Annotated in this window: 26 protein-coding genes; 16 read left to right on the top strand and 10 right to left on the bottom strand. The window is 38.1% G+C overall.

The genetic code is table 11. The annotated features are described in order from the left end of the window. Nucleotides 1-20: 20 nt before the first annotated feature. Entirely contained in the window at nt 21-368 is a 348-nt protein-coding gene (locus tag BTO22_RS09525; RefSeq protein ID WP_181044589.1) for an ArsC family reductase, read from the bottom strand. A gap of 189 nt (nt 369-557) precedes the next feature. On the opposite strand from BTO22_RS09525, the gene BTO22_RS09520 reads away from it, so the two are divergent. After that, entirely contained in the window at nt 558-842 is a 285-nt protein-coding gene (locus tag BTO22_RS09520; protein ID WP_105055587.1) for a type VI secretion system PAAR protein, read from the top strand. A gap of 165 nt (nt 843-1,007) precedes the next feature. Further along, nucleotides 1,008-1,289, top strand: a complete 282-nt coding sequence (locus BTO22_RS09515) for a winged helix-turn-helix domain-containing protein (protein ID WP_060991618.1) — start codon at nt 1,008-1,010, stop codon at nt 1,287-1,289. Nucleotides 1,290-1,374: 85 nt separating this feature from the next. On the opposite strand, the gene BTO22_RS09510 is transcribed toward BTO22_RS09515, so the two are convergent. The 3 genes from BTO22_RS09510 to narQ are packed head-to-tail and all read right to left on the bottom strand — an operon-like array spanning nt 1,375 to nt 4,032. Beyond that, the gene (locus BTO22_RS09510) at nt 1,375-1,704 is read right to left on the bottom strand and encodes a DUF4156 domain-containing protein (protein ID WP_105055266.1); all 330 of its coding nucleotides are present in this window, start codon (nt 1,702-1,704) and stop codon (nt 1,375-1,377) included. A 1-nt stretch (nt 1,705) separates the two neighbouring features. Beyond that, nucleotides 1,706-2,317, bottom strand: a complete 612-nt coding sequence (locus BTO22_RS09505; protein WP_060991616.1) for a response regulator — start codon at nt 2,315-2,317, stop codon at nt 1,706-1,708. Nucleotides 2,318-2,340: 23 nt separating this feature from the next. Then, complete coding sequence (gene narQ / locus BTO22_RS09500) at nt 2,341-4,032, bottom strand: nitrate/nitrite two-component system sensor histidine kinase NarQ (protein WP_105055265.1); 1,692 nt, start codon at nt 4,030-4,032, stop codon at nt 2,341-2,343. 188 nt (nt 4,033-4,220) lie between these two features. Here narQ and napF point away from each other — a divergent pair, with 188 nt between their 5' ends. The 6 genes from napF to BTO22_RS09470 all read left to right on the top strand — a co-directional run bounded on the left by napF (nt 4,221) and on the right by BTO22_RS09470 (nt 8,824). Then, the gene (gene napF, locus BTO22_RS09495; protein ID WP_060991614.1) at nt 4,221-4,739 is read left to right on the top strand and encodes a ferredoxin-type protein NapF; all 519 of its coding nucleotides are present in this window, start codon (nt 4,221-4,223) and stop codon (nt 4,737-4,739) included. After that, the gene (locus BTO22_RS09490; protein ID WP_060991613.1) at nt 4,739-5,023 is read left to right on the top strand and encodes a chaperone NapD; all 285 of its coding nucleotides are present in this window, start codon (nt 4,739-4,741) and stop codon (nt 5,021-5,023) included. Before napF ends, BTO22_RS09490 begins: the two co-directional genes overlap by 1 nt. Continuing rightward, nucleotides 5,020-7,509 carry a periplasmic nitrate reductase subunit alpha gene (napA, locus tag BTO22_RS09485; RefSeq protein ID WP_105055264.1) on the top strand — a complete coding sequence of 830 codons (2,490 nt, stop codon included), beginning with the start codon at nt 5,020-5,022 and terminating at the stop codon, nt 7,507-7,509. The genes BTO22_RS09490 and napA overlap by 4 nt, the downstream gene beginning before the upstream one ends. 76 nt (nt 7,510-7,585) lie before the next feature. Beyond that, nucleotides 7,586-8,074 (top strand): nitrate reductase cytochrome c-type subunit, encoded by a 489-nt coding sequence (locus tag BTO22_RS09480; RefSeq protein ID WP_105055263.1) that lies wholly within the window; start codon nt 7,586-7,588, stop codon nt 8,072-8,074. Between the two features lie 32 nt (nt 8,075-8,106). Further along, nucleotides 8,107-8,682 carry a NapC/NirT family cytochrome c gene (locus BTO22_RS09475; RefSeq protein WP_060991610.1) on the top strand — a complete coding sequence of 192 codons (576 nt, stop codon included), beginning with the start codon at nt 8,107-8,109 and terminating at the stop codon, nt 8,680-8,682. A 10-nt stretch (nt 8,683-8,692) separates the two neighbouring features. Then, entirely contained in the window at nt 8,693-8,824 is a 132-nt protein-coding gene (locus BTO22_RS09470; RefSeq protein WP_081091591.1) for a TIGR02808 family protein, read from the top strand. Between the two features lie 66 nt (nt 8,825-8,890). On the opposite strand, the gene BTO22_RS09465 is transcribed toward BTO22_RS09470, so the two are convergent. Then, nucleotides 8,891-9,250, bottom strand: coding sequence for a DUF2956 domain-containing protein (locus BTO22_RS09465; RefSeq protein WP_105055262.1), 360 nt, complete (start codon nt 9,248-9,250; stop codon nt 8,891-8,893). A gap of 204 nt (nt 9,251-9,454) precedes the next feature. On the opposite strand from BTO22_RS09465, the gene BTO22_RS09460 reads away from it, so the two are divergent. From BTO22_RS09460 to BTO22_RS09450, 3 genes are all read left to right on the top strand, one after another. Then, nucleotides 9,455-9,904 carry a DUF2919 domain-containing protein gene (locus tag BTO22_RS09460; RefSeq protein WP_105055261.1) on the top strand — a complete coding sequence of 150 codons (450 nt, stop codon included), beginning with the start codon at nt 9,455-9,457 and terminating at the stop codon, nt 9,902-9,904. Between the two features lie 11 nt (nt 9,905-9,915). Further along, on the top strand, nt 9,916-10,305 hold the full coding sequence (locus BTO22_RS09455) for a hypothetical protein (protein ID WP_105055260.1): 390 nt from the start codon (nt 9,916-9,918) through the stop codon (nt 10,303-10,305). An 82-nt stretch (nt 10,306-10,387) separates the two neighbouring features. Then, the gene (locus tag BTO22_RS09450) at nt 10,388-11,293 is read left to right on the top strand and encodes a Dyp-type peroxidase (protein ID WP_105055259.1); all 906 of its coding nucleotides are present in this window, start codon (nt 10,388-10,390) and stop codon (nt 11,291-11,293) included. A 156-nt stretch (nt 11,294-11,449) separates the two neighbouring features. Here BTO22_RS09450 and crr read toward each other — a convergent pair whose 3' ends face one another. The 5 genes from crr to cysZ form a co-directional block, all read right to left on the bottom strand. Beyond that, nucleotides 11,450-11,959, bottom strand: coding sequence for a PTS glucose transporter subunit IIA (crr, locus tag BTO22_RS09445; RefSeq protein ID WP_105055258.1), 510 nt, complete (start codon nt 11,957-11,959; stop codon nt 11,450-11,452). Between the two features lie 76 nt (nt 11,960-12,035). Continuing rightward, nucleotides 12,036-13,760, bottom strand: a complete 1,725-nt coding sequence (gene ptsI / locus BTO22_RS09440; RefSeq protein WP_105055257.1) for a phosphoenolpyruvate-protein phosphotransferase PtsI — start codon at nt 13,758-13,760, stop codon at nt 12,036-12,038. Nucleotides 13,761-13,817: 57 nt separating this feature from the next. After that, the gene (ptsH, locus tag BTO22_RS09435) at nt 13,818-14,075 is read right to left on the bottom strand and encodes a phosphocarrier protein Hpr (RefSeq protein ID WP_005420435.1); all 258 of its coding nucleotides are present in this window, start codon (nt 14,073-14,075) and stop codon (nt 13,818-13,820) included. Between the two features lie 320 nt (nt 14,076-14,395). Then, nucleotides 14,396-15,364, bottom strand: a complete 969-nt coding sequence (gene cysK, locus BTO22_RS09430; protein ID WP_105055256.1) for a cysteine synthase A — start codon at nt 15,362-15,364, stop codon at nt 14,396-14,398. Nucleotides 15,365-15,493: 129 nt separating this feature from the next. Then, nucleotides 15,494-16,252 carry a sulfate transporter CysZ gene (cysZ, locus tag BTO22_RS09425; RefSeq protein ID WP_105055255.1) on the bottom strand — a complete coding sequence of 253 codons (759 nt, stop codon included), beginning with the start codon at nt 16,250-16,252 and terminating at the stop codon, nt 15,494-15,496. Nucleotides 16,253-16,539: 287 nt separating this feature from the next. Between cysZ and zipA the strand changes: the two genes are divergently transcribed. From zipA to gltX, 5 genes are all read left to right on the top strand, one after another. Beyond that, on the top strand, nt 16,540-17,469 hold the full coding sequence (zipA, locus tag BTO22_RS09420) for a cell division protein ZipA (protein ID WP_105055254.1): 930 nt from the start codon (nt 16,540-16,542) through the stop codon (nt 17,467-17,469). An 87-nt stretch (nt 17,470-17,556) separates the two neighbouring features. Continuing rightward, nucleotides 17,557-19,563: an NAD-dependent DNA ligase LigA gene (gene ligA / locus BTO22_RS09415; protein WP_105055253.1), complete on the top strand. Its 2,007-nt coding sequence runs from the start codon at nt 17,557-17,559 to the stop codon at nt 19,561-19,563. Nucleotides 19,564-20,076: 513 nt separating this feature from the next. Continuing rightward, entirely contained in the window at nt 20,077-21,138 is a 1,062-nt protein-coding gene (locus BTO22_RS09410) for a porin (protein WP_105055252.1), read from the top strand. A 93-nt stretch (nt 21,139-21,231) separates the two neighbouring features. Next, on the top strand, nt 21,232-22,026 hold the full coding sequence (locus BTO22_RS09405; protein WP_105055251.1) for a hypothetical protein: 795 nt from the start codon (nt 21,232-21,234) through the stop codon (nt 22,024-22,026). A 171-nt stretch (nt 22,027-22,197) separates the two neighbouring features. Beyond that, a complete protein-coding gene (gene gltX / locus BTO22_RS09400; RefSeq protein WP_105055250.1) occupies nt 22,198-23,625 on the top strand; it encodes a glutamate--tRNA ligase in 1,428 nt (475 codons plus the stop codon). Nucleotides 23,626-23,665 lie beyond the last annotated feature (40 nt).

Raw genomic sequence — 23,665 nt, 5'->3', positions numbered from 1 at the left:
AGTCATCAAAATTACGAGTTTTAAACGGTAAATAGAGTTTCATATTGAGCAGGTTTAAACCCTAAGTGGTATTCATTGTTATGAACTAATACAGGGCGTTTAATCATGGCTGGCATTTCTAGTAATAATTCAATCGCACTTTCTTCATTTAGAGTATTTTTCTGCTCATCCGTTAATTGGCGGTAAGTTGTGCCTCTTTTATTGACAACATTTTCCCAGCCAAGCTGTTTAACAAAAGTTGTCACCATCTCTTTATCAATACCATCAGTGCGGTAGTCATGATAAGTAAAGTTGATTTCATTTGCGTCTAACCATTTTTTACACTTCTTTATCGTATCGCAGTTTTTTATTCCGTAAATTGTAGTCATGGCTTTCTTCATTATGTTATTAATTATTAACTCCTTTATAACGAGAATTGAACCAATACGCCAGTCTTGAGCATAATTTATCATTCTATTGATTATTATTTGAAGTGACTCGTCTTTTTCTTAAGTACATTATTTTTGTTTGTATAGAAAATATACACTTTGTTATCGACATTAATAAGGGCATACATGATGGGGAATGCAGTAAAGGTTGGAGATATAGGCAGTGCACATGATGGTTTTCATCCCAGTCCAATATTGGCAGGTTCAGCGACAGTTAAAGTCGATGGTGTTCCAGCTGCAAGAAAAGGCGATCCTTTAGCTCCTCATGTGAAGCCAAAGCATCCTCCTCATCCTAGATTTATTTCTGGTGGTTCAAGTACTGTTTTTATTGACGGTCAGCCTGCTGCTCGTAATGGGGACAAAGTTGGATGTGGTGGAACTGTAAAGGGAGGAGGAACCGTTAATATTGGATAATTTGACCTAGGTTATTAGTGATAGTTATGAAAATTAATTACAATAAATGCATTTTTATGTGTTTTTTAGTGGAATTGTGCGATTATTTTCGTAATTAGTTGATCAATCTCAACATCATAAATATTGAATGATTAATAATTGTTATTATTAAATCAGGAGGTATCAATGGAGTTGAATCCAGTGTTTGCCAGACGCTTATATTTAGCGTTGTTGGTGCATAATTTAGAAAGACCAAATGTACCGAAGCTTGTCGAATTAACAGGTTGGCCTCGTCGTACGATTCAAGATGTATTGAAAGCCTTACCTGGCATTGGTATTGAATTGATGTTCATTCAAGATGGACGTCGCCATAATGACGGGTATTACCGCTTGTCAGATTGGGGGCCTTATGATCCTGAGTGGGTGTGTTCACGAGAAGATGAAATCGCATCAACGTTGTATCATTAATAATCTAATGATGATGAAATTTAAATAAAAATGCCAACAAATATGTTGGCATTTTTGTTTTTATTGGTTGGAATATCAAGTATGCCTAAGGACAAGAATAGGCTGTACCAAGTAGGGTGATTGATGTATTAAATGGCATAGGATCTTGAAGTATGACGGTATTTGCACCCAAAGAATAAGCTTCGTTTTTTATATCGTTAACCGCCGAGATCATTAACTCTTTGTTGGATATAAAAAAGAAGGTATACCAATGCCCCTCGCTACCTGTCACTGTTCCTAATTCAGAGCACTGTTTATTTCCATTGTCATTATAATGAAGAGCGACTGAACTTGAATTGTTATCTAGAGGCTGGGTTGTCGATATACAGCCACTTAATAAAAATAAGCTTAGGGTTGCGGTGAGCAATTTTTTCATATTAAGAATCCAAGTAAAGTAACGTTGCTGCAACTCGTGACTTTACATTTAGTTTTTTCAATAAACTTTTCATGTGTACTTTAACGGTAGCTTCAGAGATAAATAACTTATCAGCGACTTGTTTGTTTCGCATACCTTTAGCAACGTTCTGTAAAATCTCTAGCTCTCTTGCTGTTAGACTTGATAACTTATCGTCACCATTATGATCTTGCTCTAAACACATTTTAACTTGTTCAGAATAGGCTTTTCCGCCTCGCATTGCTTCTTTTAATAAGGCAATTAGCTCATCAGGTTCGCTGTCTTTTAATAAGTAACCATCAGCACCGGCTTTAACCAGTGTTTTGATGTCTTGTTTGTTATCTGAAACGGTTAAAATTACGATAGGGCATGTTACCCCTTCACTTCGTAGTGCGTGTAATGTATCAAGCCCCGACATGCCTTTCATATTAAGATCAAGTAAGACTAAGTCAGGCTCATCTTGAGAGATAAGAGCTACCGCATCTGTACCGTTACTTGCTTCGCCTGTTAGTGCAAATTCGTCATCAAAAGAGAGAAGTTGGCCAATACCACGACGCATTAACGGGTGATCATCAACGATAACAACATTCCACATAATTTTTACCTTCTATTTTATTTTTATTGGTTTAGTGGAAACATAACGTTCACTGTACAACCGTGTTCAAATTCAGAGGATATCGATAAAGTGCCATGAACACAGTTTGCGCGTTCTTGCATTATTCTTAATCCATAATGATTAATCTTTTCTTCTGTAGGATCAAATCCTACTCCATCGTCTTCAATGTTAATGCAGCCTTGCTCACTTTCTTGAAAACACGTAATGATAATATTATCAGCTTTTGAGTGTTTGATGGCATTTAATGTCGCTTCACGTATTAATTGCAATAAATGGACATGCTGTTGGGCATTTATTGGCAATGAAGGCAGTTCATTATTTACTCTAATATTTATACTAGTTTGCGCAGCCAGTGTCGTTGTAATTTCTTGTAAGGCCTCTCCAAAGTGAGCTTTATTGATGGTTAGCCTAAAAGTATTAAGTAACTCTCTCAATTGAGTATAGGCACTTTTAAGTCCTTCATCTAACTCTATTAATGTATTACCTGTATTTTTGCAGTCACACTTCGCAAGTTGGCGTTTTAGTAATGTAGTTTGAATTTTTAAATAAGATAAAGACTGAGCTAAAGAATCGTGCAGTTCACGAGCAATGGCCGAGCGCTCTTCTAACAATATAAGTTGGTGAGTTTGTTTTTGAGCTTGGTTATAAAAAACACCACGAGCAAGAATATTTGAAATATTAATGATCAGTTTTTGATCAGGGCAAGGAAGAGAGAATTGCCACATTAAGTAACCAAGTTGTTCTCCGTCAATGCTAAGTTCTTGCAAACTCCAAGGGGAATCATTCGCTTCGCCACTGGTAATTTCCCAATCACCACCAGATTCTTCTTCAACAATTAAACGAGCACTTGTTATGCCTTCGATGTGTACAAAGGTATCAAGAATATTTTTAAACGTTTGCTCATCTAGTTGAGATGCGGATAGTTGTTGCGAACAGTGATAAAGCGTTGTAAGTGAACGATTCGCTTGACTTAATTTTTTAGTTTTATCTTCTACTCTATTTTCTAATTCTTTGTAATTTAGATGGATTTGCTTTGCCATATGATTAAATGAATCACTTAATTGGCCTAATTCATTGTCGCTTCTTAAATCAACTTGAACAGAATAATTTCCGTTTGTCATAGCTTTACTTGCTTGTACAAGTCGGTGCAATGGCGTCACGATTTGTCTTTGAGTAAAAAAGATAATAAAGATACTTAAAAACACAATTAACGATAATCCAAGAGCCCCGATAAACGATAAAAGTTGTAACTTTCTTTCTGAGAACTCTTGTAATCGGAAAACAAAGTGATCTATTTCATCTACAAATAAAGAGACTTTATTTAGATAAATTTGCTTATTATCACTAAGTAATGCTGGCTTTAAAGCATGCCATTGCAGACGAATATCCTGATAAGAAAGTTCAATATCATCAGGAACAAACCATTGCTCTAATGTTTGAAAGGAAGGAGATTCAATAGAGTCAGAAAATTTATTTAAGTGATTTATTATTTCTGGCGAATCACTTTCAATATCATAAGCTAATCGATAACTTTGCATACGTAATGAACCTGCAATATTGACTGCTTCAGCATCCTTTAAACTAGAAGATAGGGTAATTAAAGCCAAGCTAGTTGTAATTATGGAAATGAGAACTATCCACAACATCACTTGAGCAATTGTTTTTGTTAGAATTGAGGTTTTGGTATGTTTCATCTTTGTTAATTGTGGCCTATGATTAGTTAAAGGCAAATGATCTCTATTTTGTTGTTTTTATTTGTTTTAAAAATTGATCTAAAACAAATGTACCCCTTGTTTAGCCATTATGGGGTATATCAATAAATATAACAAAATTTAAAATTCATCGTATAAAAATGTGAATAGACAATTGGAGTTATGAATAGATGAGTCAAGATAATGCGATTGACCATTCTAAACGTGGTCTTTTTCGTCGTTTCTCTAATAAAGAAAAAATACATCCTTTAATACAACAACGACTACCTTGGGTTGATAACGAAGCCAAATTCGTATCTCAATGTACTCAATGTGAAAAGTGTATTAAGGCGTGCGAAGAAGAAATAATTGTTAAAGGCGATGGTGGTTTTCCTATTGTCGACTTTTCAAAGGGAGAGTGCACGTTCTGTGAAGAATGCGCCAATATTTGCCCTGATAATCTATTTGATTTAACCATTGTGTCAGCTTTTTCTCATAAAATATCTATAAATGAAGGCTGCTTAGCAAAACAATCGGTTGAATGTCGTAGTTGTAGCGATATGTGTGAAACACAGGCCATTCGCTTTCAATTAGTGCTGGGGAACGTTGCTCAGCCTCAAATTAACTTAGATGTTTGTAATGGATGTGGAGGCTGCGTAGCCGCTTGCCCTACCTCTGCTATCAGCATGACACTGGAAGAGCAAAAATAATGCTAGAGAATTTGCCTGAGAATGAAGTTCATATTTCAAGTTTAGTGGTTCATGTTAAACCTGAATTTTTAAAGCAGACAAAAGAAAAAATACTGGCACTACCGAATACGGAAATCTATGGCGAAAGTGAAGAGGGCAAGTTAATTGTTGTTCTTGAAACTGAGAACCAAGGATATATCACCGATTCAATCGATAAAATAAATGACTTCGAAGGAATTCTAAATGTCGCTTTAGTTTTCCACCAAATCGAGCACTTTGATTCGCAATGTGAGGATGAATCATGAAAATGACAAGACGTGCGTTTGTTAAAGCAAACGCAGCAGCTTCGGCTGCAGCTGTTGCGGGGGTTACTTTACCTGCATCAGCAACTAATTTAATCGTTAGTTCTGACCAAACAAAAATTAAATGGGATAAAGCGCCTTGTCGTTTTTGTGGTACTGGTTGTTCTGTACTTGTAGGCACCCAAGATGGTCGCGTTGTTGCGACTCAAGGTGATCCTGAAGCGCCGGTAAACAAAGGTCTTAACTGTATTAAAGGTTACTTCCTTTCTAAAATTATGTACGGAAAAGATCGCCTTCAAACGCCAATGCTGCGTATGACTGATGGCCAATATGATAAAGAAGGTGACTTTACTCCTGTTTCTTGGGACGTAGCTTTTGACACCATGGCTGAGAAATGGAAAGCCGCTCTGAAAAAACACGGTCCAACAGGTGTTGGTATGTTTGGTTCAGGTCAGTGGACAGTAATGGAAGGCTACGCCGCCGTTAAATTGATGAAAGCGGGTTTCCGCTCAAATAACATCGATCCAAATGCTCGCCACTGCATGGCTTCTGCAGTAGGTGCGTTTATGCGTACGTTTGGTATTGATGAACCAATGGGTTGTTACGATGACTTTGAACACGCAGACTCTTTTGTTCTGTGGGGCTCAAACATGGCGGAAATGCATCCGGTACTATGGACTCGTATTTCTGATCGTCGTTTAAGTAATCCACACGTTAAAGTTAATGTGTTATCTACTTATTACCACCGCTCATTTGAGTTAGCTGATAAAGGGTACATTTTTGAACCTCAATCTGATCTTGCTATTGCTAACTTCATCGCTAACTACATCATTCAAAACGATGCAGTAAACTGGGATTTCGTAAATAAACACACGAACTTCAAGCAAGCAACGACAGATATCGGTTATGGTCTTCGTGATACTGACCCGCTACAAATGAAAGCGGAAAATCCTAACTCTGGAGTGATGAGTTCAATCAGTTTTGAGGAATATAAAGCATCAGTTGCACCATACACAGCAGAAAAAGCATCTGAAATGTCAGGTGTATCAGAAGAAGACCTGATCACATTAGCTAAGCAATACGCGGATCCAAAAACGAAAGTAATGTCTTTATGGACAATGGGTATGAACCAGCACACTCGTGGTGTTTGGATGAACAGCCTTGTCTATAACATTCACTTGTTAACGGGTAAGATTTCAACACCTGGTAACAGTCCATTCTCATTGACTGGTCAGCCTTCAGCATGTGGTACTGCTCGTGAAGTAGGTACATTCTCACATCGTCTACCTGCTGACATGGTTGTTGCTAATCCTAAGCACCGTGCAATTTCAGAAAAAATCTGGAAATTACCAGAAGGTACATTGAACGGCAAACCTGGTGCACACGCAGTTGTTCAAGATCGCATGCTTAAAGACGGCAAGATTAACGCTTATTGGGTTATGTGTAATAACAACATGCAAGCCGGTCCAAATATTAATACAGAACGTTTACCTGGTTACCGTAACCCTGAGAACTTCATTGTATGTTCAGACCCATACCCAACAGCAACAGCTCAAGCATCGGATCTCATTCTTCCTACAGCAATGTGGGTAGAAAAAGAAGGTGCATATGGTAATGCTGAGCGTCGTACTCAAGCTTGGTACCAACAAGTACAAGCAAAAGGCGAAGCTAAATCTGATTTATGGCAAATCATGGAATTCTCAAAACGCTTCACAGTAGAAGAAGTGTGGGGCGAAGAGCTATTAGCTAAAGCTCCAGAATTCCGTGGTAAAACAATGTATGACGTACTTTACAAAAACGGTCATGTAGATGCTTTCCCATTATCAGAAGCTCAAGAACTAAATGATGATGCTAAAGCACAAGGTTTTTATGTTCAAAAAGGCTTGTTTGAGGAATATGCTAGCTTTGGTCGTGGTCATGGACATGATTTAGCACCATACGATACTTACCACCAAGTACGTGGCCTACGTTGGCCTGTTGTTGATGGTAAAGAAACATTATGGCGCTTTAAAGAAGGTTCAGATCCATACGCTAAAAAAGGCTCTGATTGGGACTTCTATGGTAAGCCTGATGGTAAAGCTTTAATTATCTCTGCACCTTATGAAGCGCCACCAGAAGTACCTGGTGATGAGTTTGATATGTGGTTATGTACTGGTCGTGTTCTTGAGCATTGGCACACAGGAACCATGACCCGTCGTGTTCCTGAGCTTTATAAAGCGGTACCAGATGCCCTTTGTTATATCCACCCTGCAGATGCGAAGAAACGTAATCTACGTCGTGGTGATGAAGTATTAATTTCTAATAAACGTGGTGAAGTTAGAGTACGTGTTGAAACTCGTGGCCGTAACCGTCCGCCTGAAGGATTGGTATTTGTACCATTCTTTGATGCTCGCATCTTAATTAACAAGTTGATTCTGGACGCAACTGATCCACTGTCTAAACAGACGGATTACAAAAAGTGCCCAGTAAAAATCACTAAAGTTGCTTAATTAATACATTGATAGGTTACTAGTTTTTTTAACTAGTAACTTGTTACAGAGTTTGCCTTAAGGCGGAGAAATTAGAATGAAAAAATTCATTATAGCGCTTATGTCAGCAGGACTACTGTTTGCAGGTGCAGTACAAGCAGAATCAGAACAAACTACCGAATCACCAACTGCAGAGTTGAATAACCCTGGTGGTATTGGTGGTGTAGAGTCATTACGTGGAGCATCAGAGCTAGAAGCAACTCGTCCTGCGGATGATTTTAAACGTTTTCCTCGTGATCACGCATTAGAAAGTGATTATGTTTATCAGCCACCATTGGTACCACATACAATTCGTAACTATGAAGTATCATTGAACGCGAATAAATGTCTATCATGTCACAGCTGGAAAAACGCAAAAGAAATGGGCGCAACGAAGATCAGTGTAACGCATTATGTGAATCGTGAAGATGCTGTACTTTCAGATGTATCACCTCGTCGTTATTTCTGTTTACAATGTCATGTCCCTCAAGCTGATGCTAAACCGTTAGTTGAGAATGAATTTGAACGTGTGGACTCATTGCGCTAGTTGATAGCCAATACCGTTAAGAGAGGCTATACATGAAATTATTAAAAGCATTTTGGAAGCGTTTTTCATCTCCAAGTAAAGCGGCAGTAGGCATCGTCCTATTTATGGGTTTTATGGGTGGGTTACTTTTCTGGGGCGCATTTAACACGGGTATGGAAGCAACCAATACAGAAGAATTCTGTTCTGGCTGTCACGCCCCAATAGTTAAAGAGATCCAAGAAACGATTCACTATTCAAACCGTTCTGGTGTTCGTGCTATCTGTTCTGATTGTCACGTCCCTCATAACTGGACAGATAAAATCGTACGTAAAGTTCAAGCATCAAAAGAATTGTTTGCGCATTACGTAACTAAAACGATTGATACTGAAGAGAAATTCAAAGAGCGTCGTGGTCATCTAGCAGAGCGAGAATGGCACCGAATGAAAGAGAATAACTCCCAAGAGTGTCGTAACTGCCATGAATTTAACTACATGGATTTCTCAGAGCAAGGTCCTCGTAGTGCTAAACAGCACTCAACGGCATTAGCATCAGGTGATAAAACCTGTGTAGATTGTCATAAAGGTATTGCTCATAAACTGCCTGACATGTCTGGCGTTGAAGGTTGGTAAGGAGCTTACTATGAGTACGTTAGAATCAGTTATTTGGCATACACTAGGCTATATCGCTATGCCATCCATCATTTTAGGTGGTTTTGCTGCGGTTGCTGTGTTGTCTATTTGGGTGTTATCACTTAAAGCAGATAAAGAGTAGGGCGTTAAGCGCAAATTTATAATAAAAAAGAGATGAAGTTATTTAGCTTCATCTCTTTTTTTGTGCTTAAAAACCGAGTACAGAGTAATAAATAAATCCTGCCCAACTTAGAGCAAGTAATATCCAAGGTAATGTTTTATTCGATTCAGAATTTATTTTATCTTGTTGAGCTTGTTTTGCTTCAATGTCTGAAATCGTCTCATTATTTTGCTTTTGACGAAGTGTTTTTTTCTTTAATTTATCTGCTTCTCTGGCTTTTTCTTTCTGCTGTTTTTTATATAAGGTAATGCCTTTTTCAATTCCTTGAGCAATCAACTTAGTTTGCTCTTTTGTTTGTGCTGGTTTTTGTGTAGCTTTAGCTATCTTCATCGCTTCTTGTTGCGTTTCAATAGAAGAGATCTCTTTTGTTTTTTTGTTGTTTGTCATAATTATTCTTTATTTTTAATATTTGAGAGTATCTTTGTGTATATTCAAACAGTAACTGATACAAAGTGTGACGGCAACATTGCTTTTGATCTTTGAACTGTTGTCAGCTCAAAGTTTTTATTTTATCCAATCGTTATTTTTAATTATTTCAGTAATCTGAACAAGTCTACTGAGAAGATTGTTAGTTTATTTTTAAGGTAGAAAATGTACTATTCATTTGATGCATATGATGAGCATGGTTGGTTAAAACCACCAATATGGTTATGGCTTGGTTGGGTTATTTTAATTCGTTCTGTTGTTGTCTTTGTAATGGCTGGAGCGAGTCGTGAACAAGGTACTGATTTACTGGCATTGTTTTACCCTAATCATACGCATCTTTACACGAGTTTATATCTAAGCTTACCCATTGTGTTTTTTATGTGGTTAAGTAGTTTTAAAAAGCCAACAAGACCTTTTATGCTCACCCTTTGGAAGCAAGGTCGATGGCTAACCATTATTATGGTTCTTATTGATCTCGCCATGCTAATTGAATCTGTAGTGGTGAGTCGTGGAGAGTTTCAGTTAGGAAGTGCCGTGATTATCTTACTTCTTAGCTGGTTTTTAATTTTTTTACTTCGTAGCAAAAGAGTAAAGATATGTTTTAGTCTGACGTAGAGGTGAAGACGATGGATTTATCAACTGGGGCGCTTTTATTTAGTGCTTTATTAAGCCCATTAGCAATGGCTGATTGGCAATTGGACTTAGGGTTAGAAATTAACCGTCCTGATTTACAGCGTATTAGTAATTCTTCAGCATCATTAGTGCTTGGAGAAGAGACACTTGTATTTAATTCTATTGATCAACAATCCCAAGTGAAAGCATGGGCTGAAATAAAAAATATTAATGCGGAAAATGTAGAGATTGCCTTTCGAGTAACAGAAGAAGGAAATGGCAATGTGCGTACTATTTGTGCTCCGACGATTATTACTAAGTTAAACAATCAAGAGTCTTATATGGTTTCTGATTCTTCAGCAAAAGAAACAGTAAAATTATCAGTAGAAGTGATTTCTTCATAAACTCTTATTAATTATCAAACAATCCCATGATTTATTACATATAATGGACTCAGTTAATTCAAAATAGAAAGGAACTGAGTTCATGTCTTACACCCCTCAAACGGCATTACTGCCAGAACCAGATCGATTTGCATTATACGTAACTCTAAATATCAAAAGTAATCCTCAGCTTGTATTAGAACAGTTACAAGCGCTTCCTGCTTTGATCATTGAATTAAATGAAAATCAGCCAGACGCAAACTTAAGTAGCGCGGTTTCCTTTGGTACTGATTTTTGGACTACACTGTCTGTACCTATGCCGCCAGAATTGACCAACTTTAAGCAATTAGGTAAAGGAGATATTATTGCTCCAGCAACGCACGGAGACGTACTAATTCATCTTCATTCCAACCGTCATGATTTACATTTCTATATTCTACGTAAGTTGATGAATGTTATTTCTGAGCATGTAGACATTAAAGAAGAGACTTCTGGGTACCGTTTTCTTGATTCTCGTGATATGACTGATTTTGTTGATGGAACGGAAAACCCTAAAAACGAAGCCCGAGCTGAAGTTGCCTTAGTTAAAGAGGGTGAATTTACAGGTGGAAGCTACATGATGTGTCAACGTTTTGTGCATAAACTTCCGGCATGGAATCGCTTATCTGTTTCAGCTCAAGAAAAAGTAATAGGTCGCACTAAGCCTGATTCAATAGAGCTAGAAGACGTCCCTGCCGCTTCTCACGTAGGTCGTGTAGATATTAAAGAAGATGGCAAAGGTGTTAAGATTTTACGTCACAGCTTGCCGTATGGTTCGGTTTCTGGTGACCATGGTTTATTGTTTATTGCTTATTGTCACTCTGTACATAACTTCCAGGTAATGTTGGATAGCATGTATGGCGAAATTGATGGTAAAACCGATCAGTTATTACGTTTTACTGATGCCGTTACTGGTGGTTATTTCTTTGCACCATCACAAGAAATGTTCGCCGAGCTAAAAGTTAAATAATTTTTCTCTAAAGCTAAAACAAGTACCATTAGAAATAATGGTACTTGTTTAATTGCTTATGTTTATAGCCGATACAAAAAGGCCGCTGGTTTCCCTTAGAGAGAACAGCGGCCTTTTTAATGTCTTGTGTAAACTAAATCAATCGATTAAGAAAGATTATTTAGTTACTTTAAGAACTGGAGATTCACCAACAGTAACAGCACCAGTAAGCTTAGTAAGCTCTTTGATTTCGTCCATGTTAGAGATAACAACTGGAGTTAGAGTTGATTTAGCGTGCTCTTCTAGGTACGCAAGATCAAATTCGATTACAGTGTCGCCAGCTTTAACTTCTTGACCTTCTTCAGCGATACGAGTAAAGCCTTGACCTTTAAGTTCAACAGTATCGATACCGAAGTGAACAAAAAGCTCGATGCCATCGTTAGATTCGATAGAGAAAGCGTGGTTAGTTTCGAAGATTTTACCGATTGTACCGTTAACTGGAGCAACCATTTTGTTGCCAGCTGGTTTGATAGCAATACCGTCACCAACGATTTTTTCAGCGAATACTACGTCTGGCACATCTTCGATGTTTACAATTTCACCAGAAAGAGGTGCGATGATGTCGATAGCACCAGCGTCAGCGCTTTCAGAAGAAAATGCGCTTTTAATTTTGTCAAACAGACCCATTGTGTAGCTCCCTAAAGTTTATATTAAATAGCCACTAAAACTTAGTGGCTATATTTAATTCTTTGCAACTATACTATTACTTAGTATTTTCTGCGATAAATTTTTCAACGTGTGCTTCAATTTCTGCTGCTGTTGGCATTTGAAGTGCTTCATCTGCCATCGCTTTTACTGCTGCAAAGTTTGAGTTACGAACGATTTTCTTAACAAGAGGGATAGAAATACCACTCATGCTGAATTCGTCTAAGCCCATACCTAGAAGAAGTAAGCTTGCACGCTCATCACCCGCTAGCTCGCCACACATACCAGTCCACTTGCCTTCTTTGTGAGAAGCGTCGATTACTTGCTTGATTACAAGCAGAACCGCTGGAGATAGTGGGTTGTATAGGTGAGAAATCATTTCGTTACCACGGTCAACAGCAAGAGTATATTGTGTTAAATCGTTAGTACCGATAGAGAAGAAGCTAACTTCTTTCGCTAAGTGGTGTGCAATTGCAGCGGCTGCTGGTGTTTCAACCATAACACCAATTTCGATGTTTTCGTCAAACGCTAGGCTTTCAGCTCGAAGTTCTACTTTGTATTCTTCGATTGCATTTTTAAGCTCACGGATTTCTTCAACAGAAATGATCATTGGGAACATGATACGCAGTTTACCGTGTGCAGATGCACGTAAAATACCACGTAATTGATCACGCAGAATTTCACGACGGTCTAAACTGATACGAATTGCACGCCATCCTAGGAATGGGTTCATTTCTTCAGGAAGATCCATGTATGGTAGATCTTTATCACCACCGATATCCATAGTACGGATGATCACTGGTTCACCATGCATCGCCTCTGCTACTTCTTTATAAGCAACATATTGCTCTTCTTCAGTAGGAAGTGCATCACGATCCATGAATAGGAATTCTGTACGATACAGACCAACACCTTCGCCGCCGTTACGGATGATACCGTCACAGTCTTTAACTGTACCGATGTTACCGCAAACTTCAACTTGGTGACCATCTAGAGTGATAGCTGGTAGGTCTTTTAGTTTTGCTAGTTCTTCTTTTTCTGCAACTAAAGTGTCACGGATTTTTTTAGATTCAGCTAGCTCTGCTTCTGATGGATTGATAACAATCTTGTTGTTAACCGCATCAAGAATCAGCATGTCGCCGTTCTTCACTTGCTTAGTGATATCGTTAGTACCAACGATAGCAGGAAGTTCAAGAGAACGCGCCATGATAGAAGTATGAGATGTACGACCGCCGATGTCACAAGCAAAACCAAGAACGTAGTCTAGGTTGATTTGCGCTGTTTCAGAAGGCGTTAAATCGTTAGCAACTAGGATAACTTCTTCATTGATATCACTCAGTGAAACAATGTTGATGCCTAATGCGTTTTTAACAAAGCGGCTACCGATATCACGGATATCTGTAGCACGCTCTTTTAGATAATCATCATCTAAAGATTCAAGTGCACAAGCTTGTTCTTCAATTACAGAATAAATTGCAAAATCAGCCGCAAGCTTATCATCTTTGATAAGGGCTAAGATTTCTTCTTCTAGCTCTTCATCTTCAAGAAGCATAATGTGCCCCTCAAAAATTGCTTCTTTTTCTTCGCCAAATGTTGCTAGCGCTTTCGCTTTAACCGCTTCTAATTGCTCAGAAGACTTAGCTCTAGCGTCAAAGAAACATTTAACTTCTGCTTCTACTTGAGATTCAGAGATTGGAGTTTTGTTTAGGACAATTTCATCTTCCTGAAGTAGTAGTGCTTTACCAAAAGCAATACCCGGAGATGCTAGAATGCCAGAAATCATAGCTTTACCTTAACATTGATCAAATTAGAGAATGAGAATAATTAAAGAAAAAGCTGATTAATGCAGCTCATCCATTAGTTTAACTAGGTGGTCTACAGCTTCTTTCTCTTGAGCGCCTTCAGCAGAGATAGTTACGTTAGTACCTTTAGTTAGACCTAAAGTTTGTAGTTTGAAAAGGCTAGTAGCACTTGCGCTTTTGCCGTTAGAAGTAACAGTGATTTTAGCATCAAAACCTTTTGCTTCTTTAACGAACTGAGCTGCTGGACGTGTGTGAAGGCCGTTTTCTGCAGTGATTACTACGTCTTGTGAATACATTGTGTATACCCCGATTTATATTTTATGTTGAATTAATGTCGTTAACCAATTCTGTTTATGACAGTACTTTCGCACATCATTGCTCCAGAAACAATCCGTCTGAATGTAAAATAAGTTAACGACAGTAATTTATACATACTGTCTTATTTTGTAATATTTAGGAGGTCCAATATTGATATATTATATTGGATTGTAATTATTTTACACCTAAAAATAAAGTGGCTAGATTATTACTAAGGAGTGAAATGAAATCAACAAAAAAACCCCATAAGGGGCTTTTTTGGAAGAAAAATTGATTTGAACACGTGAATATTGCAGATTTATTGTTCGTTTTCTTGTTCCGTAAACAAACCAGCAAAAAGTGCGGTACTTAGGTAGCGCTCACCTGAACTTGGCAATACAACCACAATTTGTTTATTCGCAAACTCTGGAAGTTCAGCAATACGGTTTGCGGCAACAACTGCGGCACCTGAAGAGATGCCCGCAAGAATACCTTCTTCTTCCATTAAGCGACGAGTCATAGCAATGGCATCATCAGAAGTGACAGCTTCAACACGATCAATTAATGCCAGATCTAGGTTACCTGGAATAAAACCAGCGCCAATCCCTTGAATTTTATGCGGGGAAGGCTTTAATTCTTGACCCGCAAGAGCTTGAGCTATTACTGGTGATTCCGCCGGCTCAACTGCAACTGAAAGTACGGCTTTATTTTGTGTATGTTTTAGGTAACGACTTGTCCCTGTTAATGTACCACCAGTACCAACACCTGCGACAAACACATCAATGTTACCTTCAGTTGCTTCCCAAATCTCTGGCCCTGTCGTTTTTTCATGGATAGCAGGGTTTGCTGGGTTATTAAATTGTTGAAGTAGTAGGTACTTACTTGGGTCACTCGCTACAATTTCTTCTGCCTTTGCAATTGCACCACCCATACCTTTTGGTGCTTCAGTTAATACAAGGTTAGCTCCAAGTGCTTTTAGTAGTTTACGACGCTCTAAGCTCATTGATGCCGGCATAGTTAGTGTTAGCTTATAACCACGAGCGGCAGCAACAAAGGCTAATGCAATACCTGTGTTGCCAGAGGTAGGCTCTACTAATTCAATACCTTCTTTTAATGTACCTGCTTTTTCAGCTTCCCAGATCATGTTTGCGCCGATACGACATTTAACACTGAAACTTGGGTTACGAGCTTCTACTTTTGCTAATACGTTGCCATTACTTACACGGTTTAGACGTACAAGAGGGGTGTTACCAATAGTTTGAGAATTATCTTCATAAATCTTTGTCATGATCTGTTCCTTCATTTCACGTAACGCGTGATTCAATACGGAGTAAATATTTGGTGACTCATTTGAGTAACTCGACTTACTTAGAATACGAAGAGTTTCTCAAATGAGAAAGGATCGAAAGGTTATAAGTTATGGATTAACGTTTTTATGTGTATCACGATAGACATCAACCCACATAGCTGTTGCTCCACAGACTGCGATAGGCATAACAAATAGGTTCAATATTGGAGTCATTGTAAAGAGAGTAACAAGTGAACCAAAAGATAAGCATTTTCCACGCTTGGTTTTAAGTTCGTCTCTCATTGTTTCAAAAGGTACTTTATGGTTATCAAACGGATAATCACAATATTGTATGGCCATCATCCAAGCGGTAAATAAGAACCATAGAACAGGCGCAATACTTTGACCGATTGCTGGAATGAAAAATAGAATGAACAGGCCTAATGCTTTTGGGAGGTAATACTTTAATTTTTGCCACTCACGTTTGAAAATACGAGGTAAATCTTTTAGGGCATCAACAATACCGCCAGTTGGTGCTGGTTGGTTCGTTAATTTAGCCTCGAGATGCTCAGCGAGCAAGCCATTAAATGGAGCTGCAATCCAGTTAGCTAGCGTGCTAAAAAAATAAGAGAATACCGCTAAAATACTAACCACTATTAATGGCCATAATAGATAAGACAGCCAATCTAGCCAGCTTGGAATTTGAGCTAAAATCTGTTCAATCCAACCACCAATTTGGTTAAATAGGTAAAAAAATGAGCCCCCTAATAAAATAAAATTAATTAATAGAGGAATAAAGACGAAACGGCGGATCCCTGGGGTCATCGCCAATGACATACCTTTTAAAAAATATTGAATACCTGATTGGGTTTGTTTTAATGAACTCATAATCTATATTTACATTTTGTGTACCATGTATTCACTATACTCAAAAACACGCACAAAGAAATGGAATTAGCGTAAATAAAGATGATGTAAATTGTTCAAATGTAAGATTTATGTCACCACTTTCATTTTGTTATTCAACAATAGGGCTATTATTTGGTACATTACCAATAAGTAGTGGTAGATTAACGGTTACAGTTAAACTACCTTCATAGTAGTTAAGGAAAACTTCCTTTGTATTTTTTACAAAATAAGGAAGTTCAATAAAGCAGAAGAGCAGAGAGTTAGCGATGCAAGAATTGCGATTAGTGTTGATACTTGTTGGGGCATTAGCCATTGCGGCGTTATTGTTTCATGGCTTATGGACAAGTCGAAAAGAAACGAACTCAAAATTTGGAAAAAAAGTAGACATAGATTTTGATTCAGAGATTGATGATGAGCAACCTGCTCCTATGCGAACTTTTGATCAAGCAAAAAAAGAAGTTAATATTCCAAGAGAGAGAAAAGAGCCAGCGTTTGTAAGAGAAGAACCTGCTTTTTCTAAAGAGCCTCTTTTTGATGGCGAAAGCGTCACTTCGGAGCCAATCGAAAAGATTCAAGAAAAGCCTGTCGAGACGGCTATTGAGAAGGTTGAGCAACCACCAATAAATGACATTAAGGTTAAACAAGAACCAACAATGTCATTTTCTGCAATTGATGAAAATGTGGTTCCTCAAAAAGAGATACCTCAACCATTACAGATAGAAGAGCCTATCGTTATACCTGAACCGATTATTACTATTCTTGAAGAACCAGAACCAGAACCAGAAGAGGATGTTATTGTTATTAATGTCCACGGAATGGGAAGTGAGCGCTTTAATGGTAACCGGTTATTTAATAGCTTGGAGCAAAATGGTTTAGTGTTTGGCGATATGGGGATTTATCATCGTCACTCAGATCTATCTGGTAGTGGTAAAGTCTTATTTAGTACTGCGAATATGGTAGCTCCTGGCCATTTCCAAGTACCTGAAGGTGATGAATTCTCTACTCCTGGAATTTCCTTCTTCTTACCACTGCCGTGCTACGGCGATGCAGAGCATAATTTTAAATTAATGCTACAGACGGCTCAGTTAGTGAGTTCAGAGCTGGGTGGTAATATTTTGGATGAAAAACGAGATATGCTGACTCCAAATAAAATAGATGAATATAAACAACGAGCAAAAGTGTTCTGTCGTAAATAGATCGTCTATTATTATAGTTAATTGAGAAAGGCTCCTAGTGAGCCTTTTTTTTATTTTTTGTACAACAGAACAAGAAGTTGATGAACCATGAGTACAGAACAGACATTAGATGAGTTGAGACAACAGCTGAATTACCACGCGTATCGTTATTATGTGGAAGATTGTCCAGAACTTCCCGATGCAGAATACGATCGAATGATGCAGCAATTACTTTCTATTGAGGCTGAATATCCTGAGTTAGTTACTGTCGACTCACCAAGTCAGAGAGTGGGTGGTGAAGCGTTGGATGGATTTACTCAAGTAAAGCATGAGATAGCAATGCTCTCTTTAGATAATGCCTTTAATGATAAAGAGCTAGAATCTTTCGAGAAAAGAATCAATGACCGTCTCATTACTAAACCTGTTTCATTATTCTGTTGTGAACCTAAATTGGATGGTCTAGCGGTCAGTCTTTTGTATGTTAATGGTAAATTAGTTCAAGCTGGGACTCGTGGTGATGGTTTAACGGGCGAAAATATAACAGAAAATGTTAGAACGATTCGTTGTATACCATTAACACTTCAAGGGGAAGGCTGGCCAACACGATTAGAAGTTCGTGGTGAAGTTTTTATGCCAAAAGCAGGTTTTGATGCGTTAAATGAACGCGCATTAAAACGTGGTGATAAACCATTTGCTAATCCACGTAATGCAGCAGCAGGCAGTTTACGTCAATTGGATTCGAAGATTACCGCGACTCGTTCACTAAGCTTTTATGCTTATAGTGTTGGTGTGATTGATGGTGGTGAATTAGAATCAAGTCATTATCAGCGTTTTGTTCAACTTAAACGTTGGGGTCTTCCTATGTGTGAGGAGACTAAACAATGCAGTTCATTAGATGAGGTTAAAGCGTATTACAAAGATATTCTTGAACGTCGTGATTCACTGAAATATGAAATTGATGGTGTCGTCATTAAAGTTGATGATATTGAACTTCAAGAACTGCTAGGTTTTGTTGCTAGAGCACCTCGTTGGGCTATTGCTTATAAATTTCCTGCACAAGAAGAACTAACAATACTTAATGATGTAGAGTTTCAAGTGGGTCGAACTGGTGCTATTACACCAGTCGCTAAACTTGAACCTGTATTTGTCGGAGGGGTTACTGTAAGCAATGCCACACTGCATAATGCTGATGAAATCGCACGACTAGGTGTTCACATTGGTGATACGGTGATAATTCGTCGTGCGGGTGATGTGATCCCTCAAATTGTTTCTGTTGTTGAGGCCCGCCGTCCTGAAGACAGTAAGGCGATTGTATATCCAACAACGTGTCCTGTGTGTGATTCGCAGTTAGAGCGCATTGAAGGAGAAGCGGTAACACGTTGTGGTGCCGGTTTAGTCTGCCCAGCTCAACGTAAAGAAGCACTAAAGCATTTTGTTTCTCGTAAGGCTCTTGATGTTGATGGCTTAGGTGACAAAGTAGTAGAGCAATTAGTTGATAAAGAAATGGTCGAAACCCCCGCAGATTTATTTAAACTTTCGGCTGGAGTGATTACGGTATTAGAACGAATGGGACCGAAATCAGCTCAGAATGTTGTTGATGCCTTAAATAAGTCAAAAGAAACGACATTGCCTAGGTTCTTGTACTCACTAGGGATACGTGAGGTTGGTGAGGCCACTGCGGCAAATTTAGCGATACATTTCTTAACATTAGAAGCGGTTCAAGCTGCAAGTTTTGAGCAGTTAATAGAGGTCAATGATGTTGGTGATATTGTCGCTAAGCATGTATTACATTTCTTTTCTAAACCTCACAATCAAGCTGTAATTGAAGATCTTAAAACGGTAGGTGTTTACTGGCCTGAAATAAAAGCACTAGATGAATCGGTACCTCAACCGTTAGCTGGTAAAGTTGTTGTTTTAACTGGAACCTTGTATCAATTAAAACGTAATGAAGCAAAAACAGCGTTGCAAGAGTTAGGTGCAAAAGTAACAGGCAGTGTATCTAAAAAGACGGATATTCTTTTTGCTGGTGAAGCTGCTGGTTCTAAATTAGCGAAAGCTGAAGAATTAGGTATTGAAATAATGAATGAAGAACAACTGATAGAATTATTAAATTAATTACTGATTTTTCATTAAATAAAAAAAAGGAACTCTAGAGTTCCTTTTTTTATGTTTGTAAATATGGACTGTTCAGGTATTTAACAAATATTCCCAATGTTTTTTTAATTAGCTTTCATTTCTGATCGGCCCTCAATAAGTTGTGAACATGATCGCATTGAGGTGTTTTTTTATATTTATAAGTTATTGTTTTATATATTTCATACTTTTATTTATGTTTTTGATCTATTTAATTTGATCTTAATCACTAACGCGAAAGAAGTTTGCGCTCTGTCATATTTTTTTTGTTGTAAATTAAGTTTTTGTTTTATGTTTTTTTTGAACGGTTTAGTATTTATTCGTGGATGCACAGAGTGTATGCAGGAAAAATATAAGGTAATTACAATTTTTAAATTTTCCTTTTCTTATTTAAAAATTGTGTGAATTAGGAGATTTATTTACTGCTTTCGGCGGCCAACTTAAAGCCAGTAAATAATGAACACAGCTATATCCATTTTTTAGGAGCTTTATTCCATGGAAAACAAATTTTTTAAAACAACCTTACTCGGTGCTGCAGTTGCTTTAGCATCTTCAGGTGTAACAGCGAAAGAAGTAGGTATTAACTCAGACTTTAATGTTGAAGTGTACGGTGTTGCTGCGATATCAATGGTTAACTACAATACTACCGACAATGACAATGACAGTTCTGGTTATGCTGTAGAGAATGAATCTCGAATTGGTTTCCGTGCTCATAAAGAGATGTTTGAGAATGTTTTAATTACTATGCAGATCGAGTCTGGTTATGTTGATAATACAGACTGGGGTCATGGCGGTGTTTCAGGTGGTGTGCTAGGTTTCCGTGATACGTTTATTGGTGCTTCTGGTGATTGGGGTAATGTTCGAGTTGGTCGTGTTTTGACGCCGTTATATGAACTAGTTGACTGGCCGTTTTCTAACCCAGGTTTAGGCTCTGTATTCGATTGGGGTGGTATTGCTGGTCACTACGATCGTCAATCAAACCAAGTGCGTTATGATTCACCTAAATTTGGTGGTTTCTCATTTGCAACTTCTGTTGGTCGTGACGATAACGCTAATGGGGGTGGTGCAGCTACTCGTGATTCATCTTTTGCAAGTGCAAACGCAAAATACAGTTTTGAAAAATTGACGTTAATGGGTGCGGTTGAAGCGGGCTCTGATTTTAATGGTGTAGCTGGTCAAGATAACCAAGCTTATCTAGTGGGTTTAGAGGCTTCATTACCTGCTGGTTTTGGTTTTGCAGCAGCATATAAAATGGAATCACTAGATAATCAAGCAGATAGTGGTGTTGCTCAAATGGGTAAAGATGTAGAGCAAGGCTCTTACTCTATTATTGGTCAATACTGGAACGGTCCAATTGGTTTCAAACTAGGTTATGCTGCTAACTTAGAGTCAGAAACGAATGGTAAGACTGATAAAGATTCAGATAGCAATACAATTTCAGGTCAGTTGATGGCTGTTCATAACGGCTTTGTACCTTACCTACGTGTCGCTGGTCGTACTGAAGGCGACAAAGATACAGATATCGTAACACGCGTTGGTTTAGAGTACGGCTTCTAAGAAAGTTGTTACTTAGCTAACTTTTAAAAGCGCTGGCAATTTTTTGTCGGCGTTTTTTACTTTAAGAGCATTTAAAATTTAAGGTGTATTAGGATGTATAAAAGAATTTTAGGACTAAGCGTAATATTACTTAGTGGGTGCTCCACATTATCAAGTGATGATGATTTTAGTGATGCAGTAAATGAGGTAACAAAAAAATCAACGTATGTATCTATAGAAGCGAAAAGCATTAACCCAATCGAAAATGAAGGTGTTGGGGCGAATGCGATGAGGAATACCTCTCAGTTAACGGCCAATTATGCGACAACGCCAAAAGCTGCGCCTACTTCTTATTTAGCGGTAGAGCTTAGTTATTTTAAATCAAGCTACGTATACGATTCTGTTTCATTAAATGGCACCGAAAAGAAAATGACAGCCTATTCGCCATCAACAGAATCATGTAGTGAGCATTGTACTGCTACTCAATATTTTACATTTCCTATTGATAATGAAGACATCGTATTATCTGCTAAGAGTGGGTTAACTTATGTAGTTAAAACTCAAAATGATCTTTCGAAATTGTCTTTCACGATCCCTGCGGGTTATTTTCAAGCCGTGCTGGATGAAAAAGCACTTCAATTACAGAATACACAGATGGTTGTTACACAACAGCCAGCGGCAGAAATAAAAGAAGTTGAAACAAAGCCTGTTGAAATGACCAAGTATTGGTTTGATGATGCTACAACTGTAGAGAAAGAGGAATTCACTGAATGGGCGTTTGCAAATAGAAAAACGGTAACGACTTCATTGGAAGGTAACTCAAAATCGGCAGAGATGCTGAGCTATTGGTATGAGAAAGCATCAGCTGAAGGTAAAGCTCAAATTTTGACTTGGTTATTAAATAAATAACGTTTTGAATTCAGAAATGGTTAAATCAAAGTGATTTAGCCATTTTTCTATTTTTAAAATAAGTTTATGATCTGTCTTTCCCATTGTAGATTTACCTTATGGTGCTAAAATAGCGCACAAATTATGTGGTGCTGACAGATTCAGCTCAACCTCTTCAAAAAGGTAATAACAATGACGGTTAAGACTCGTTTTGCTCCAAGCCCAACAGGCTACCTTCACGTTGGTGGTGCACGTACTGCACTTTACTCATGGCTTTTTGCTAAAAATCAAGGTGGCGAATTTGTTCTACGTATCGAAGATACGGATCTAGAACGTAACTCTCAAGAAGCGGTAGATGCTATTATTGAAGGTATGCACTGGATGGGTATGGAATGGGATGAAGGTCCTTATTACCAATCTAAGCGTTTTGACCGTTATAATGAAGTAGTTGATCAACTACTTGCAGAAGACAAAGCTTACAAATGTTATGCATCAAAAGAATTGTTAGATGAAATTCGTGCAGAACAAGAAGAAAATAAAGAGATGGCTCGCTACGATGCAAACCACCCAAAAATTGTTGCCGCGAATGCAGCTGCAAAAGAAGGGGATGCATGTGTAATTCGCTTCCGTAATCCTAAAGAAGGTTCGGTAGTATTTGATGACCAGATCCGTGGTCGTATCGAAATCTCAAACAGTCAATTAGATGATTTGATCATCCGCCGTACTGATGGCGCACCTACGTACAACTTCGTAGTGGTTGTTGATGATTGGGATATGGGTATTACTCAAGTTATCCGCGGTGAAGATCATATCAACAACACACCTCGTCAAATTAACATCTATGAAGCATTAGGTGCTCCAGTACCAATGTTTGCACACTGTGCAATGATCTTAGGTGATGATGGTGCAAAACTGTCTAAGCGTCATGGCGCAGTATCAGTTATGCAATACCGTGATGAAGGTTATCTACCAAATGCGCTAAATAACTACTTAGTTCGTTTAGGTTGGTCTCATGGCGACCAAGAGATCTTCTCTCAAGAAGAAATGATTAATTTATTTAGCTTAAATGCGGTAAGTAAATCAGCATCAGCATTCAATACTGATAAACTGTTATGGTTAAATAACCATTACATTAAAACATCAGAGCCTGAGTATGTTGCCAAATATCTACAATGGCATTTAGATCAAAAAGAGATCTCTCTTGAAAATGGCCCAGCAATTACTGATGTAATCACTTTAGTTGGTGAGCGTTGTAATACGCTAATCGAATTAGCTGAGCAATCTCGCTACTTCTACCAAGATTTTGAAGAGTTCGAAGCCGGTGCTGCTAAGAAACATCTACGTGGCGTTGCTAAAGGCCCATTAGAGCTTGCTCTTGCTAAAGTTGAAGCTCTAGAAGAGTGGACAACTGAAAACCTTCACAATATGATTGAAGAAGTATGTTCAGAGCTTGAAATTGGTATGGGCAAGATTGGTATGCCTTTACGTGTTGCTGTTACTGGTGGTGGTCAATCTCCATCCGTTGACGCGGTAATGCAATTAATTGGTAAAGAGCGTGTTGTTGCTCGTATCAAGATGGCATTAGCATTTATTGCTGAACGTGAAGCTAGCGCTCAGTAATACTGAGTATAGAGTTTAGTTTTAAGTATGTTATTGAAAT

The organism is Aliivibrio sifiae, assembly GCF_002954705.1.
GTDB classification, from domain to species: Bacteria; Pseudomonadota; Gammaproteobacteria; order Enterobacterales; family Vibrionaceae; genus Aliivibrio; species Aliivibrio sifiae_A.
The sequence above is the reverse complement of the archived record's forward strand: the minus strand, read 5'-3'. Positions and strand labels throughout refer to the sequence as shown.